Here is a 15,331-nt window from a genome sequence, read left to right on the forward strand (position 1 = left end):
ACGCGGGGTGGAGCAGCTCGGTAGCTCGCTGGGCTCATAACCCAGAGGTCGCAGGTTCAAATCCTGTCCCCGCTACCACTCGGAAGGGCCCGGATTCTCAGCAGTTGTTGAGAATCCGGGCCCTTCTGCTCTCGCGCCGGCCGCGTACGCCTGTGACGGGTGACGGCGTCCGGCACCGCGTCAGTGCGGCGACAGGATGGTGCAGATGCCGTTCTGGCCGCAGGTGTCCGGGTCGGTCTGGGACGCCCGCTGGGCCAGATCGCGCAGTGCGGTGCGGGTTTTGCGGAGTTCGGCCAGGCGTCGTTCGATGTCGGCGAGGTGCTGGCCGATCAACGCGGTGACGTGCCCGCAGGGGGATTCGCCGTCGTCGCGCAGGGCGAGGATCGAGCGGATCTCGGCGAGGGTGAGACCGGCGCCCTGGGCGTCGCGGATGAAGGCGAGCCGGTTGACGGCGTCGCCGCCGTAGTCGCGGTAGCCGCCCGCCGTACGGGGCGGCTCGGGCAGGAGTCCGGCCTGCTCGTAGAAGCGGATGGTCTTGGCCGTCAGCCCACTGGTCGTGGCAAGGTCGCCGATGCGCATGGCTCCAGGCTACGCCTTGACCTTCCAGCGCACTGGAACGTCTAGCGTCGGTGGCACAGAGTCTGACCTGGAAGGACACGACATGCGCATCACCGTACTGACCGTCCCGGACTGTCCGAACCTGCCGCTCGCACAAGAACGGATCGCGGCCGCGCTGGACGGCCGGGCGGCGGACGTGGAACTGGTCGAGGTACGGGACGAGGCGGAGGCCGCGCGGTGGGGCATGGCCGGCTCGCCGACGATCCTGCTCGACGGAGTCGACCCGTTCGCACCCGAGGGCGCGGCGCCGAGCGTGTCCTGCCGCCTGTACCGGGACGCGGACGGCTCGGTGTCCGGGGCGCCGAGCGTGGCCGCCCTGCGCCGGGCGCTCGCGGGGGCGGGGCGGGCCCAGCCCGCCGTAGCGGGCGGCTGCTGCGAGAGCGAGGCCCCCGACGCCCCCGACGCCCCCGACGCCCCCGACGCCCTCGACACCCCCGATGCCCTCGACGTGGTCGGCCGGGGCGGCCGGGGGCGGCTGGCACCCGCCGAGCGGGGGCTGCGGGCGGTGCACCAGGCCGTGCTGCGGCACTTCGCCGCGACCGGGGCCGCGCCGGAAGCCGTCGTACTGGAGCCGGCGGCCGCCGAGGCGGGGCGCTCGGCCCGGCAGGTGCTGACCGAGCTCGCCGCCGAGGACTTCCTGACCCTCGACGACCAGGGGCGCATTCGCGCGGCCTACCCCTTCTCCGCCGTACCGACCCGGCACCGGGTGCGGATCGACGGCGGAGCCGACGCGTGGTCGATGTGTGCCATCGATGCGCTCGGTATCGCCCCGATGCTCGGCCGGGACGTGGTGATCTCCTCCACGGACCCGGTGACCGGCGACGCGGTCACCGTCACGACCCGGGGCGGCGCGTCCGTCTGGGAACCCCCGGGCGCGGTCGTGTTCGTCGGGCAGCGCCCCGGCGGTGGCCCCGCGGAGACCACGTGCTGCGAGGCATTGAACTTCTTCACCGGCGACACCTCGGCCGGCGCTTGGGCCGAGAACCACCCGGAGGTCCCCGGCTGCGTCGTCGGCCAGGCCGGCGCCGAGGAGATCGCCCGGCGAATCTTCGGCCCGCTGCTCGTCGACCAGACCGCGTGCTGCGGCACCGCTGCCGATCCGGCCCCGGGTTCCTGCGCCTGTTGAGTCGCGGGCCAAAACGACTTCAAATTCGGGCAAAGCAGACGTAAAGTCGGTGTATGTACGGAGAAAAGCACCCTGCGGGGACTCGTCCGGGGCACCTGTGCCCGTCCTGCAAGCAGCCGCTGCCGGCAACGGTCCAGCGGTCCAAGACGATGGGGGTCTACGTTCCCCTGTACGCCGATGCCCGCTGCACGAACCCCGACTGCCCCGCAGCCGCCGCGCCTGCGGACCGGAGCATGCCGGAGGCCGGCCAGCGTGAGCGGAGTCAGGGGTAGTGCCCCATCGCACAACGTTGATCTACGGCGCCGCGGCCCTGGCGTGCGTGGCGATGGCCTTGGCTTTCGCCGCTCGCGTCGGCCGCGGCAGCGCTGAGTCGCCCTCCCGTTGCGTTCGGTTGCGGTCGGGCATGGGGATCAGCGCGCCGATGGACCTGCGGGGCCGCGCACGACGTGCTCGCGGAGGCTCCGTCCTGGACACTGCGACATAGGGGCCGGCTCGTTCCGTATGGCCCACGGTGAGGGTGTTCCGCGTGCTTGAAGTCCCGCTCTGGCTGTGGGGGGCGTTCGCCGCGACGGTGGTGGTGTCGCTGGCGGTCGACCTGCTGGCCCACCGCGACGTGCACGTCATCGGCTTCAAGGAGGCGGCCGCTTGGAGCGCCGTGTGGGTCAGCCTCGCCCTGATCTTCGGTGCGGTCGTGTTCCTCATGCTGGGGGTGACCGCGGGCACCGAATACACGACGGCGTGGCTGCTGGAGAAGAGCCTGTCGGTCGACAACCTGTTCGTGTTCGCGGTGATCTTCGCCTATTTCAAGGTGCCCCGCGCCTATCAGCACCGAGTGCTGTTCTTCGGCGTCATCGGCGCCCTCGTCTTCCGCGGCATCTTCCTCTCGCTCGGCGTTGCCGTCGTGAGCCGCTTCACCGCCGTGCTGTTCGCCTTCGCGGCCGTGCTGTTCTACAGCACCTACAAGCTCATCAAAGACGAACAGGACAGCTTCGACCCGGGGAAGAGCTTCGCCGTGCGCATGCTCCGCAAGGTGATCCCGGTCCGGGACGAGTACGCCGGAGCCAAGTTCTTCGTCAAGGAAGCCGGAAAACGGGTGGCGACCCCGTTGCTCGCGGTCGTCGCCGCCATCGAAGCGGCCGACCTGATCTTCGCCGTCGACAGCGTCCCCGCCGTCCTCGCCGTCAGCGACGACGCCTTCATCGTCTACACCAGCAACGCGTTCGCCATTCTCGGCCTGCGGGCCCTGTACTTCATGCTCGCGGGACTCCTGGACCGGTTCCACTACCTGAACAGGGGCCTGGCGATCATCCTGGGCTTCATCGGCGTCAAACTCATCCTCCAGGCATCCCACAAACTCATCAGCCCCGACATCCCGGAGATCCCCTCACCGGTGAGCCTGGCCGTCATCGTCGTCGTCCTGGCCGGATCCGTGGTGCTCAGCATCAGAAGGCCGACGCCCGCAGCCCAGTCGGCACCGGCCGCCGACGAGGCCGGCACCCGCACCCCGGCCCCTGATCCACCCGACGCGCCCGCCGCGCCACCGGCCGTGGACGACCCCGAGCACCCAACCGGGACCTGAAGTCCGACGACGCGGTCCGACGACGCGGTCCGACGACGCGGTCCGGCAGTGCGGTCCGGCAACACGGTCCGACAACGCGCACTCGACTCGGCGCACGGCGGGGAGGCAGACTCGGCGCCGAGGAAGGGATCTCCGAAAATGAGCGCACAGTCCGCAAACCTGCAACACTCCCCGCCGGCCCCTTCGACCCGTCGGTGAGCGACACCTGGCCCGCCCGGCTGGCACCGCAGGCCGCCGCCTACCTCGCCGCGCTCGACCCGCCCGTCCAGGAGATGGTCCGCGACCTCCTCGACATCGCCTCCCGGTCCCCGTGGTCCTGGCCCGAGTGGGACCACACCGACCCGGAGGGGGAGGACGTACGGCGTGCGTCCGTCGGCCCGCTCACCGTCGTGTACTGGGTCAACCGCAGCCTCGGACACCTGCGGGTCCTTTCCATCGTCTGGATGGGATGAGAGTGGCCCCCATCGATACCTGACGGCCTGCCCGCATGCCTGTTTCGGTCACATGAGAGCTGGTTCGCGCCGGTAATGGCGAATCAGGGGGTTCTCGGGTGGTCCGCTCGTCAACGTAGTTGGACGGCAGGGACCGTGCCCGTGGGGGGCGAGCGCCCGGGCAGCAGAAACAGGGGGCTCCAACGGTGGCTTCTCTTGTTTACGACATCCTCAGCGACCCTGCTCCGCTCCAAGTACCGGAGGCGGGCGAGGAGTCCTTGGGGGCTGTGTACATCGACGCCGAGGGCGAGGTGAACGCCAACCGGCAGCTGTCGGTCCGCACCGACGGCGCGTGGATCATGCACGTCAACGACGACCTGGTGGCGATCCAGGGCAACCTGCGAGTCCACGGGGCGTTCCGCTCCGACAGCTGACCCCCTGATGTGACGGCCGCCCGGCCAGGGCAACGAGCCCGGCAGGGCGGCCGTCACGCGAACTACAGCACGTAGATCGACCAGTTGTGGTCGTCGGAGGGCCCGTCCATGCAGGGGTACAACTGCAGCCTCGCGTCATTGCCCGCGTTCAGCCCCGCAACGTCCAGGCACATGCCACTGACTTCGTTCCGGATCCAATGACGTCCGCCGGGCAGGGGCTGAAGGTAGAAGCGCTGGTTGTCCACCGTCGACGTATCGCAGGCCAGTACCGACCGTGGGTGATGAGCGCCCGAGATGTCACATCCGCCCCGTCTCCCACCCCGTTCACGACCTTGGAGGAATCGGATGACAGCCCCCTGACTCCGTGGCACGTTGTACGCCGTCAGCACGACGGAGGGGGACACCCGTTCATGCCCAAGTACGCCGAGAACGACGAAGACGCCAACCAGAGCCTTCTGGAGTACTGCGAATCGATCGGATTCGACCCCGAGTGGATCACGCCGGAGACCTGGGCCACGACGATCCGGATCGCCCGGTCGAAGGACAAGGGCTACGTCGAGGCATACAAGTCCATCGACACCGACCGCACCGAAATGATCAAGTCCGGGGCGCGGGAGGTCCGGAAGCAGAAGCTCGACGGTGACGCCGCCAACCTGCTCGGCAAGATCAAGACCCACTACCTGCTCAAGGACTCGCTGGTCCTGACGGTCCTGCAGCAGTGCGCGGCCACCTATGTGGGCGGGGAGCGCGTCAACCTGGGCCTGGGCGGCTCTCCGATGGACCCCGAGGCCTATGCGGAGCTGCGCGAGGAGTGGGGCAAGGCGGCCCCGCTGGCCACGGGCGGGATCTTCACCGACTTCCACAGTTTCCCGCCGCAGAACAAGGCCGCGCTGGGCAAGGGCAACGTGGGCGGCACCCTGGCCAAGCGCAAGGTGCAGGGCAACCTGCTGGTGAAGGTCGCCGGGGTGCGGTTCAACATGCACATCGACATCGCCGAGTAGCAGGCCTCCCCCTCGTCCGGCGTGTGCGCATGCCCGTGCTGGACGAGGGGGAGGTGGCAGTGGGAGCGCCGAGCCGTACCGACCGGGCTAAGGGTTGCGACTGCAGAAGGCTTCCACCCGTTCCCTGCATTCCCTGACCTCTTCTTTGGCTGCCAGGAGCTGGTTATGGGCGCTTTCGACCGCGATCTCTTCGGCTGCGATCGCCTTCGGGTCCGGGGGCTGTGCCGCCCGCAACTCGGTGAGCGCCGCCTTGGCCTCGCCCCATGCCGTCTGACGGCGATTCTTCAGCTGCTTGGCACGCTCGAGGTCGGCCTTGGCCGCCTCGCACTGCTCCTGAGGCATGGCATGTCCTCCCTAGCCTGACGATGACGCTTCAGCTTCACGGCCAGGCAGTCGACGCGCATGCCGGCTTAGGCCGACCGGCCCTTCGCGCTCCCGTGTGTTTTCAGGCCGGCCAGCGGCTCCGCCGGGCTACAGCAGTTGGCCTTGCGCGGTGACCGTGTACGCGCGGCCGCGGACGGCAACGCCTGAGGTGTCGCCTGCCGTACCGCCCTCATCGGCCCAGGCCAGCAACGCCGTGTCGCCCTCGCCACCGTCGAACACCGCGCCTGCGGACAGGTGCCGGTGCTCGGTCGCCGTATCGGTGTCCGCCCTGACCTCCGCACCGAGCGGTCCCTGGACGGTGTCGAAGACCCGCGCCCGGACGCTGGGAGCGGCGCCCGCGCCGTCGCTCTGGACCCAGGACACGAGGTACTTCCCGTTCGACAGGGTGGCCAGGGCCGGGGCCGAGGAGGTGATGCTGGGCGCGTCGGTCGAGGGCATCGGGATCACCTGTTCCGTCCCGTCGACCCCGTACACGCCGGCGTACACCCTTCTCTGGCCATCGGCGAACGCCCGGACGTAGGCGAGGGCGAAGTTGCTGCCGAATGCCAGCTGGCCGCCTTCGAAGAAGGGCTGGTGCAGGGCGGCGATGGCCTTCGGGCCGGCGAATCCGGTGAGGTTCGGCTTCTTCTCGTCCGTCACCGCCGAACCGTCGGGCTCGAAGATGCGGAAGGCGAGCCGTCCGCCGCCCACTCCCTGGGGGCCGGTGCGCCAGGCGATCACGTAGTTCCTGCCGCCCAGGGTGGTCGCGATGGGGCTTTCGTGGAGGCCCTCGCCGGTGTTGATCTGGAGCTCCGAGCCTTGCGGCCCTCCGTCGGGGCCGAAACGCCGTGCCCTGATGCGTTGGTCCGGGCTCCAGTCGAGCCACGCGACGACGAATCCGTCGCTCACATTGGTCAGGGCAGGGTGGAACCTGGGGTCGATCTCGCGGGTGTTCACCGTGATCTCGTCGCCGATCCTGTTCACGGCCTGGTCGAACCGCTGTACCTTCACGAAGTGCTGACCGGGGGTCGTCGGCTCTTCGATCCAGGCGACCACCGGACCCGAGGGGGTGTTCGCCGCTGTCGGGCAGGTGCGTCTCACCGGGTGTGCGGCGGGTCCGTTGACGACGAATTCAGGCTCGGAAGGGGTGCCGTCGGCGTGGAAGGTACGCCCCTTGATGGAGCCGTCGTTGGTGTCGCTCCAGCAGACCAGATAGTGCGTCCCGAACAGGTCGGTGACCGTGGGCCGCTCCTGGCTACCCGTGGTGCTGGTGTTGACCAGGAACTCAGACATGCGTACCTGCTTCCGTGGGTGATGTCCCTGCTCACGCTACGGAGTGTGGCGGCCCGAATCTGACAGTTCGTCGGGTGAGTGGCGAAGGGTGACGATGTTCGCGCAGGTCAGGGCAGCCGGTAGGCCGTGTGCACGGTGTGTCGGGAATGGCTCGGGGCGGCACTGTACGGTCCGTGACCGCCACCGACGCCAGGTAGCCGTGCCCGAAGCAGCCCACAACCTTGCGCTCAGGGCGGAGGGGTTTCGTCGTTCTGGAGGGCGGTGTGGACGCCGGACAGGACCACGGCGATCAGGCAGAGGGCGATGATGGTTTCGGCCCACAGGAAGGCGAACCAGTCGAGCACGCAGCCGATCGGTGGTGTGCCGGGGGCGGTGTTGCGGAACGCCGCCAGGGCGAACAGGGTGGCGGCCATCCAGGCGAGGGCGGGCCACACCAGGCCCTGCCGGCGGGTCGTCAGGTACCAGGTGCCGATGAGCACCGAGGCCGCCAGCGCCCACATCACGATCATCATGAAGACCGCGAAGACGAGCAGGCTGCCCGATCGGGTCAGCTCCAGCCCCAGGGCGGCTTCCTGTCCGGCGGCGGGCAGGGGTGTCGTGGAGACGGAGAAGAGCGTGTCGTTGTTGGAGAGCAGCATCCGGACCGGCACCTGCTCGCCGTCCAGCTGGGCCCAGAACTCGATGTCGGTCTCGTAGCTGTCGAACGGGTAGTCGCTGACCGACCCGCCCGTGATCGCCACCTGCACGTCCCTGGTCGGGATCCGCTCATGTGCCTTGAACGCCAGGTCACCGAGGGTCTGCGCGGAGGTCTGGAGGCTGAGATCGGCCACCGGCGCCGTCCCGTCCTCCTCGCCGAGGGTCCCTCTGGCGGTGACCTGGACCCGCAAGAGCAGCTCACTGGCCGTGGCGTCGACGCGTTGGACGGTGGCCTTGACGTCCACCCGGTCGGCGGCTTGGGATCCCACCGTGCGGACCGTGTCGAGCGCCTGCCGCTCGGAGAACTGCAGCCACGACCCCACGGCCACCGCCACCACGATCAGGAACGCGATGGGCAGCAGGACCGGCAGGAGCGAGGTCCCGGAGCGGTGCGGGCGGCGCGCCTCCCAGGTGGGGGCCATGGCGACTCCGTCGACGTGGGAAGCGGCCTCAAGGGCCGATCTCGAACTTGGGCGGCTCGAGGCTCTTCAGGCAGTCGGTCTTCGGCGCGGTCGGGTTGTCGAAGAACGAGGCGGTGATCTCCTGGGCGCACTTCGAGGTGGCGAACACCACGTGCGGCTCGTAGGGGATCGTCACCACCGTGGCCTTGTCGAGCGTGCGGGCGACGTACGGCCCGTTGTCCGCCCCGGTCTGCGCGTCGAACGCACCCGACAGGGCGAGGGTGGGGATGTCGCCGCGCGTGACGTCCCGGATCGAGCGCGGCGCCGCGGGAACGTTCCAGACGTCGCAGTCCGGACGGAGGAAGGAGAGCAACGGGGCCTGGGCCTGCACCGAGCGCGGGAACGATGGGAACTGCTTCTGCCCGCCGCGCAGCGCCGCGTCCTCGCTCTCGTACGGCGTCCACTCGCTGCAGAAGACCCCGTAGACGAGACCGTGCGCGACCCTTCCCATGGCCTGAGGGCTGAGCTTGCCGCCCGCCCACTGCTGGGCGATCCGCTGCGGATCGCCGTTCGCCAACTCGTCGAGGGCCGCCGGTACCTGGGTCGCCACATGGGTGGCGGAGACCAGCCAGTTCACCAGCGCCCCGCCGTCCAGCACGACCTTGACCGCCTTGTCCTGGCCGGGGAGGGTGACGGTGGTGGTGACCGGACGGGCTTCGAGCTCGCGGACGAGCTTGTCGAAGGTGGCCGACAGGTTCGGATAGCGCTTGTTGCACGCGGGCTGGTCCGCGCAGGCCTTGAACAGGCCGTCGAAGCCCTGCCGGGCGCTGCTCCACGTCGACTCCTCGCCGGACCTGGACGGCGGCAGGATGCCGTCGATGCCCACCGAGCGGAGCCCCTCGGGGTGCAGGCGCATGTAGGTCAGCGCCAGGTGGGTGCCGTAGGAGATGCCGTACAGGTTCCACTGCTTGACGCCCAGTGCGGAGCGCAGGTCGTCGTAGTCGGCGGCGCTCTCGATGTCGTCGTAGGCGCTGAGGTCGACCCCGCGGCCGGCGAGTTCGTCCCGGCAGGCCTTCGTGGCCTCGACGTGCAGGCGCCCGGTGGACGGCGCGTCGTAGACGAGGCCGACCGCGCGTGCGTTGAACTCGTCGATGTTGGGGCACAGCAGCGCCGGATCGGCCGAGTACGTACCGCGCTGGGACATGAAGATCACGTTGCGGTCGCGGTTCAGGCCGCCGTCGATCGCCATCTTCGCCTCCCCGACCGCGTCGTCGCCGGGTCCGCCCGCGAGCCACACGATGGGGTCGGGTTTCGGCGTGTCGGACACCGCCGGCACGATCGCCACACCGAGTCTGATCGTACGACTGCCGGGTTCGGCGCGGTTCTCGGGCACGGTGAGCGTTCCGCAGCGGGCCCCGTCGAGGGCCTCGATCGGCTCGGGCGTCTTGGGGCAGGGGCCCGGCTCGTAGCGGGCGTCACCCACCGTGCGGGCGGTCGTGCCGATCGGCGCCCCCGGGCTGGGGCTGGGGGTGGTTTGCGCGCGGGGCTGTGCCTGGGCGGGCGCTGCGAGCAGGCCGGTGACGAGGAGACCGGCCGCCAGGCCGGCCGACGTCGCCTGCAGCCGCCGTACGGTGCGCCGACGACGGGGCGCGTGCTGGAGAGTCATCTGCCCTCCCGGTCATTTCGGGATGATCGTGAACGGCTGGGGCTCGAGATCGTCCACGCAACCGGTGTCGGGCGCGTCCGGGCGAGCGAAGAAGGAGGCCAGCACGCGCTGCGCGCAAGGCGACTGCGGAACCACCCAGTGGCCGATCCCGGGCACCTGAATGGCAGTCGAGCCGGACAGGTCGCGTGCCACGCCCTGCGCCCAGCTCGCACCGGTCTTCACGTCGAACGTGCCGGAGATGACCAGCGCCGGCACCGAGCTGACCGTGGCCACCCGCTGCACCGACGCGCGGTCCGGAACGTTCCAGATCCCGCACGCCGCGTACTGGAACGGCAGCTGCGGCACCTGCGCCAGCACCGAGTCCGGCCACCCGGGGAAGGCCTTCTGCCCGGCCTTCAGCACGTCGGGTTCCGAATAGCCCGGAGCCCACTCGGCGCACGCGATCGAGTTCGTCAGGCCGTGCGCGAAGTCGCCGACCTTCTGTACCGAGCCGGCCGCGCGCGCCTGCGCGAAGCGCTCCGGGTTGCCGCGGCTGAGCTCGTCGAGCGCCGCCGGCATGTCCTTGGGCCGGGGGGTGAAGGCGACGATCAGGTTCAGCAGCGCGCCCCCGTCGAGAACGGTCTTGACCGGCTTCCCGCCGTCCGGCGGAGTGACGTCCAGCGTCAGCGGGTTCGCCTCCAGCTTGCGCACCTGCTCCGTCAGCATGCGCGGGAGGTCGGGGTACCGGTCCTTGCAGGCGGGCTGCGCCGCGCACGCGTCGAAGATGTTGCGGATCCCCTCGGCGGTGCTGCCCCAGGCCCATGGCAGGGTCACGGACTGGGGAGGCGTGACCGAGTCGATCGCCATCGCTCGGACGCCCTCCGGGTGCAGGCGCAGGTACGTGAGGGCCAGGTTGCTGCCGTACGAGTACCCGTAGACGTTCCACTGGGCGATGCCCAGCGCATTGCGCAGGTCGGCGAAGTCCGCGGCGTTTTCCGTGGTGTTGTATGCGCTCAGGTCGGCGCCGTCGGCCGTCAGGCGGTCCCGGCAGTCCTGTACGGCCTTCAGGAAGAGCCGTTGCGCCTGCTGCGCGTCGTAGCCCAGGCCGACGGCCCGCTCGTTGAACCGGTCGACCTCCGGGCAGGCGAGGTTCGGCTGGTCGTACAGGTTGCCGCGCTGGGCCATGATGATCAGCTCGCGGTCCTTGTTCAGACCGGAGTCGATGAGGAAGGGGATGTCGTCGATCGTGTCGGAGCCGGGGCCGCCAGCCATGAACACCACCGGGTCCGCGGCGGGCCGTGCGGAGACGGCCGGGATGCGGGCCACGGTCAGCTCGATGGTGCGGCTGCCGGCGCGTGAACGGTTCTCGGGGACCTCGAGGACACCGCACTGTGCGCCGCTCAGCGCTTCGATGGGCTCGGGCGGCTTCGGACACGGCCCGGGCACGAACCGGGACGGGGCTGCCGGGGCATCGGGGCTGGGCTGCCCGGCGGTGGGCTGGGCAGCCGACGAGGCGGCCTGGGCGCCGGCGCCCGTGGAGGCGAATGCCACCAGGCAGACCACCGCTGCCGCGGCAGCCACGGCGTGCGTGCTGTGCTTTGGCATGTGATCCCGTTCCTCTGCCAGCCGACATCGGCAGCGACCCTGCCGGGCCGGGCCGCAGCGTATTGGGCGGAACGCACCCTTTCGACGCTACCGGGTGGCTGCCTCGCATGCACCCGGAGTGGCCGCGACCCATGATCGGGCCGCCCGCGGCATGCTGCTCCGACACCGCCGCGCTCGGGCACCTCTCCGTACCACCCGGTGGCGTTGACTACGGCATCGGCCATGCGCGCCACCCTAGAGAGGCTCCGCAGTCGACGCCTTGCCTCCATGCCGGTCCGCCGAACGGGGCACTGAGCGGTGCGTCGGCTTCCCTTCCCGAATCGAACAGAATTACGTTTCGAAGGTGAGCGACGAGACCGCCTTCCCCAGCGCCCTCATTGAGTTGCAGGAGCGCCTCCACCGCGCGCATGCCGAGCACCGCGCCTACCTGGCGGGCCTGCCGCGGTACTCCCACCGCGGAGACGTGCCCGACAGCCCCGGTTGGACAGACGAACAGGAGACCGTGGACCGGATGTGGGTCGAGATCCGGCAGCTGTCGATCGAGGTTGCCGACCACCCGCATTGGAAGACCGTTCCCGCCGACCTCTTGATGAGCAGCCGTATGCAGCTCAAGCGACAGGCCCGCCCGGCCGAATTCAGCGAAGCAGCAGGGGCGGCGTAGCCCGTCATACTCGACCGCCCGCATGGGCCGATGCGATCAGGGGCCGAGCTGCATAGCCTGGGCGTATGGGGCGTATGGGGCGAGGGGGCCGTCTGGTGGGGCAGAAGGAGGCTCGACCATGCAGCTCACTGTCCTCGGCGCCACGGGCCCCATCGGCCAGCAGGTACTCCAGCGGGCCCTCGCATCCGGGCACCGGGTCACCGCACTGGTCCGTGACGCGGCCCGGCTGCCGCAGAACGGCGACGAGCGCGTCACCGTCGTCATCGGCGACGCCGCATCCCCCGCGGACGCCGAAGCGGCGGTTCGCGGCAGCGAGGCCCTCATCTGTGCCCTGGGGCCCGGCAAGGACTACAAGTCCACGCTCGCCACCCGCACCGCCGGCCCCGTCCTTCAGGCCATGGCCACGGCCGACGTGCGGCGTCTCGTCTGGCTCTCCGCGCTCGGCTCGGGCGACACCGCCCGGCGCCAGTCGCTCTTCCAGGCCGGGGCGGCGAAGCTGGTCATGGGCAGGCTGATGGCGGACAAGGGCATCGCCGACGAGACCATCGCCCGCAGCGACCGCGACTGGACCATCGCGCTGCCCGTGCTGTTCGGGAACGGCGAGACCACGGGCGACTACAAGACGATCCCGCTGGACGGAACCCGAGGACGCGTCGGCGGGCGGATCAGCCGTGCGGACGTCGCGCACTTCCTGCTCTCCGCCGCGACCAGCGGTCAGTGGATCCGCAGGCGAGTCATCCTCACACGTTGAGCCGTCCGGCGGCACCGCAGGCGTACAGCCCGCAGACACGGCTGATGACGACGGCCGGCAGGCGAAGGCCCTGTGCCCAACAAGGTTGGGCACAGGGCTTTTTCCCGCCTCAGGGGCCGGGCATGGACCGGCGTACCGACCGCCGGCCCCGCAGCTCTGCCCCGAATAGCCCGCCGTGCGATCCTCGCCGATACCAGCACGGCCTGTATCTCTCTGGCGCCTCGGGGCGGTCATGCGTGATCATGACCGGAATGGACGCTCGATTCCTTGGTATCGCTGATCTGGCCGAAACCCCGTCCGTGGTCGTTGTGGTCGACGTGATGCGGGCCTTCACCGTGGCCGCCTGGGCCTTCGCCCAAGGGGCCGAGAAGATCGTTCTTGCCGAGTCGCTGGACGAGGCCCTGGCGCTCAAGGCCCGCAACCCCCATTGGGTGGCGATCAAGGACGGTCCGCCCGGAGCCGGGTTCGACGCCGTGAACTCGCCCGGTCTGCTGCGGTCCATCGACCTCGGCGGACGGACCGTCGTGCAGAAGACCACGGCAGGGACCGTCGGCGCCCTCGCGGTCAAGGACGCGCCGCTGGTGCTGTGCGCCGGCTTCGTGGTGGCGGAGGCGACGGCTCGGGTCTTGCGGACGTGCGGGAGCGACAGCGTCACGTTCGTGGTCACCGGCGAGGACGGGCGGGCCGACGAAGATCTGGCGTGCGCTCAGTACATCGCCCGGAGGGTCACCGAGCCCGGGACGGACGCCGCTGAGTTCCTCCTCCGCGGTTCCACGTCCCGCGCCGCTGCCGAACTGGCCGAGGGGAGGCGTCAAGGAGCCCACCCCGATGACGTTCCGCTCTGTCTCGAGGTCGACCGGTTCCCCTTCGCCATGGTGGCGACCTTGGAAGGCCCGCTCATGGTCCTGCGTCCCCGCGCGATGCCTTCGCTGACCGATGAGGACCGGATGTGACCAGTCCACCGACCCGATCCCGTCCGGCCGGCCGGACGAGGTCCGTGGATGTCAGTGCCGCAGGCCATACTCGTGCCGCGGCGCCGTCCGGGCGTCGCAGGACGAGGGGAGCGACATGGCTGAGGTGCTGGTCTTCCACCACGGGCACGGGCTGACCGACGGCGTTCGCCAGTTCGCCGAGCAGTTGCGAGGGGCCGGACACACCGTCCACACCCCGGACCTGTACGAGGGGCAGGTGTTCGACAGCCTCGAGGAGGGCGTCGGTTACGCCGAGCGGGTCGGGTTCGACACGTTCATCGCGCGCGGAACCGCCGCCGCCGAGGGGCTGCCCGCGGAGCTCGTCTATGTCGGCATCTCGCTCGGCGTTCTGCCGGCCCAGAAGCTGGCCCAGACCCGCCCCGGCGCGAAGGGCGCACTGCTGCTCGAGGCATGCGTCCCGGTCGCGGAGTTCGGCGGGGCCTGGCCCCAGGACGTCCCGGTCCAGATCCACGGCATGGACGCGGATCCGTTCTTCGCCGGAGAAGGCGATGTGGACGCCGCCCGCACGCTCGTCGAGACGGCACCGGACGCCGAGCTGTTCCGCTACCCGGGCGGCAGCCACCTGTTCACCGACAGCAGCCTGCCGACCTACGACGCACAGGCCGCACAGCAGGTCAACGACCGAGTGCTCGGCTTCCTCGACCGAATCAAGTAGAAGGCGACAACAGCCGGCCGGCCGCGGGCGCTCGGCGTCCTACTCGCCGACGGTTCCGTCGATCGCCTCGCGCAGCAGATCGGCGTGGCCGTTGTGCCGTGCGTACTCCTCGATCATGTGGGTGAGTACGTAGCGCAGTGAGATGGTCTCGCCGCGGAAGTCGACGGTGTCATCGAGGGAGCTGAAGGCGGCGACGACAGCGCGGGCGCGGGCACACTCCTCCTGCCAGACCCTGAACGCCTCGTCGACATCGGCGTCCTCGACGTGGAACTCGGCGAACGTGCCGCCGACCTCGCCGGGCCAAGGCGTCTTGACGTCCTCGGAGTGCAGGGTGACGCGGAACCAGCCACGCTCGACCGAGGCCGCGTGGCGCACCAGGCCCAGGAGGGTCAGACCGGAGGTCGGGATCGCCCTCTGCTTCAACTGTTCGCCGGTCAGCCCCGCGCACTTCATGGCCAGGGTGGCCCGCTGGTAGTCGAGGAACGAGGTCAGCGACGCACGGTCGTCGGCCGCCTTCGAGGGGTGTATGCGCTGGTCGTCTTCCACCGGACGATCATGCCACGAAGGTTGGTGACCAGTTCAGGGCTAGCCTGTGGTTCTCATCCGCCTTCGGTTGCGGGGCGGGTGTCGGGGAATGTGACCAGTCTGTACGGGTCTCCCAGACCCGTTGTGTGGGTTGTCGAGGATGAGGAGGTCGCTCAGTGGGGACTGTGTGGGCATACGCTCAGGACAGTGGCTACGTGTTCGGGCAGTCGCTGGTGGGTTTCACGGTGGAGGCCGCCGACGGAGTCATCGGGCATGTTGACCGTCAGCAGGACCGGACCGGTATGCAGCACCTGGTGGTCGACACCGGTGTGTGGGTCTTCGGCAGGAGCGTGGTGATCCCGGCCGGCGCTGTGACCGCCATCGACACGGAAGCGCAGACGGTGAGCGTCTCACCGAGCCGGGAGCAGATCAAAGCCGCGCCCCGGTTCACCACGGACAGCGACACTGCGGACCCTGCCTACCTGTCCGCAGTCGGCGAGTACTACCTTTCCGCCCGTCTCTGAGCCGATCCCGGCGGCCGGCCCGAGCTGTCTT

The 15,331-nt window shown here is 69.9% G+C and carries 18 protein-coding genes and 1 tRNA gene; 11 read left to right on the plus strand and 8 right to left on the minus strand.

Annotation, left to right across the window (positions count from 1 at the left end):
• Window position 1 precedes the first annotated feature (1 nt).
• Window positions 2-78 (plus strand) — tRNA-Met (locus ACFWP3_RS02175).
• A gap of 102 nt (window positions 79-180) precedes the next feature.
• Here the strand turns inward: ACFWP3_RS02175 and ACFWP3_RS02180 are convergent.
• Window positions 181-579 carry a heavy metal-responsive transcriptional regulator gene (locus ACFWP3_RS02180; RefSeq protein ID WP_384215511.1) on the minus strand — a complete coding sequence of 133 codons (399 nt, stop codon included), beginning with the start codon at window positions 577-579 and terminating at the stop codon, window positions 181-183.
• 82 nt (window positions 580-661) lie between these two features.
• Between ACFWP3_RS02180 and merB the strand changes: the two genes are divergently transcribed.
• The 4 genes from merB (at window position 662) to ACFWP3_RS02200 (ending at window position 4,188) form a co-directional block, all read left to right on the plus strand.
• Window positions 662-1,744: an organomercurial lyase gene (gene merB / locus ACFWP3_RS02185; protein WP_384215512.1), complete on the plus strand. Its 1,083-nt coding sequence runs from the start codon at window positions 662-664 to the stop codon at window positions 1,742-1,744.
• 526 nt (window positions 1,745-2,270) lie between these two features.
• Window positions 2,271-3,323: a TerC family protein gene (locus ACFWP3_RS02190; protein WP_384215513.1), complete on the plus strand. Its 1,053-nt coding sequence runs from the start codon at window positions 2,271-2,273 to the stop codon at window positions 3,321-3,323.
• Window positions 3,324-3,517: 194 nt separating this feature from the next.
• A complete protein-coding gene (locus ACFWP3_RS02195; protein ID WP_384215514.1) occupies window positions 3,518-3,775 on the plus strand; it encodes a hypothetical protein in 258 nt (85 codons plus the stop codon).
• Window positions 3,776-3,960: 185 nt separating this feature from the next.
• A complete protein-coding gene (locus ACFWP3_RS02200) occupies window positions 3,961-4,188 on the plus strand; it encodes a hypothetical protein (protein ID WP_384215515.1) in 228 nt (75 codons plus the stop codon).
• Between the two features lie 62 nt (window positions 4,189-4,250).
• On the opposite strand, the gene ACFWP3_RS02205 is transcribed toward ACFWP3_RS02200, so the two are convergent.
• Window positions 4,251-4,361: an RICIN domain-containing protein gene (locus ACFWP3_RS02205; protein WP_384215516.1), complete on the minus strand. Its 111-nt coding sequence runs from the start codon at window positions 4,359-4,361 to the stop codon at window positions 4,251-4,253.
• A gap of 237 nt (window positions 4,362-4,598) precedes the next feature.
• Here ACFWP3_RS02205 and ACFWP3_RS02210 point away from each other — a divergent pair, with 237 nt between their 5' ends.
• Entirely contained in the window at window positions 4,599-5,189 is a 591-nt protein-coding gene (locus ACFWP3_RS02210; RefSeq protein WP_384215517.1) for a hypothetical protein, read from the plus strand.
• 87 nt (window positions 5,190-5,276) lie between these two features.
• Here the strand turns inward: ACFWP3_RS02210 and ACFWP3_RS02215 are convergent, their stop codons facing one another.
• The 5 genes from ACFWP3_RS02215 to ACFWP3_RS02235 all read right to left on the minus strand — a co-directional run bounded on the left by ACFWP3_RS02215 (window position 5,277) and on the right by ACFWP3_RS02235 (window position 11,192).
• Window positions 5,277-5,531, minus strand: a complete 255-nt coding sequence (locus ACFWP3_RS02215) for a hypothetical protein (RefSeq protein WP_384215518.1) — start codon at window positions 5,529-5,531, stop codon at window positions 5,277-5,279.
• A gap of 129 nt (window positions 5,532-5,660) precedes the next feature.
• Window positions 5,661-6,845: a hypothetical protein gene (locus ACFWP3_RS02220; RefSeq protein ID WP_384215519.1), complete on the minus strand. Its 1,185-nt coding sequence runs from the start codon at window positions 6,843-6,845 to the stop codon at window positions 5,661-5,663.
• Between the two features lie 227 nt (window positions 6,846-7,072).
• On the minus strand, window positions 7,073-7,963 hold the full coding sequence (locus ACFWP3_RS02225; protein WP_384215520.1) for a DUF4436 family protein: 891 nt from the start codon (window positions 7,961-7,963) through the stop codon (window positions 7,073-7,075).
• A gap of 28 nt (window positions 7,964-7,991) precedes the next feature.
• A complete protein-coding gene (locus ACFWP3_RS02230; protein ID WP_384215521.1) occupies window positions 7,992-9,608 on the minus strand; it encodes an alpha/beta fold hydrolase in 1,617 nt (538 codons plus the stop codon).
• A gap of 12 nt (window positions 9,609-9,620) precedes the next feature.
• On the minus strand, window positions 9,621-11,192 hold the full coding sequence (locus ACFWP3_RS02235) for an alpha/beta fold hydrolase (protein WP_384215522.1): 1,572 nt from the start codon (window positions 11,190-11,192) through the stop codon (window positions 9,621-9,623).
• A 343-nt stretch (window positions 11,193-11,535) separates the two neighbouring features.
• Here ACFWP3_RS02235 and ACFWP3_RS02240 point away from each other — a divergent pair, with 343 nt between their 5' ends.
• From ACFWP3_RS02240 to ACFWP3_RS02255, 4 genes are all read left to right on the plus strand, one after another.
• Window positions 11,536-11,853 (plus strand): hypothetical protein, encoded by a 318-nt coding sequence (locus tag ACFWP3_RS02240; protein ID WP_384215523.1) that lies wholly within the window; start codon window positions 11,536-11,538, stop codon window positions 11,851-11,853.
• 118 nt (window positions 11,854-11,971) lie between these two features.
• Window positions 11,972-12,604: an NAD(P)-dependent oxidoreductase gene (locus tag ACFWP3_RS02245; RefSeq protein WP_384215524.1), complete on the plus strand. Its 633-nt coding sequence runs from the start codon at window positions 11,972-11,974 to the stop codon at window positions 12,602-12,604.
• 251 nt (window positions 12,605-12,855) lie between these two features.
• Window positions 12,856-13,557: a 2-phosphosulfolactate phosphatase gene (locus ACFWP3_RS02250; protein ID WP_384215525.1), complete on the plus strand. Its 702-nt coding sequence runs from the start codon at window positions 12,856-12,858 to the stop codon at window positions 13,555-13,557.
• Between the two features lie 115 nt (window positions 13,558-13,672).
• Window positions 13,673-14,251 carry a dienelactone hydrolase family protein gene (locus tag ACFWP3_RS02255; protein WP_384215526.1) on the plus strand — a complete coding sequence of 193 codons (579 nt, stop codon included), beginning with the start codon at window positions 13,673-13,675 and terminating at the stop codon, window positions 14,249-14,251.
• 39 nt (window positions 14,252-14,290) lie between these two features.
• On the opposite strand, the gene ACFWP3_RS02260 is transcribed toward ACFWP3_RS02255, so the two are convergent.
• Window positions 14,291-14,797: a DinB family protein gene (locus tag ACFWP3_RS02260; RefSeq protein WP_384215527.1), complete on the minus strand. Its 507-nt coding sequence runs from the start codon at window positions 14,795-14,797 to the stop codon at window positions 14,291-14,293.
• A gap of 155 nt (window positions 14,798-14,952) precedes the next feature.
• Here ACFWP3_RS02260 and ACFWP3_RS02265 point away from each other — a divergent pair, with 155 nt between their 5' ends.
• A complete protein-coding gene (locus ACFWP3_RS02265) occupies window positions 14,953-15,300 on the plus strand; it encodes a PRC-barrel domain containing protein (protein WP_384215528.1) in 348 nt (115 codons plus the stop codon).
• Window positions 15,301-15,331: the final 31 nt, after the last annotated feature.

The organism is Streptomyces sp. NPDC058525 (assembly GCF_042719495.1).
GTDB lineage: Bacteria > Actinomycetota > Actinomycetes > Streptomycetales > Streptomycetaceae > Streptomyces.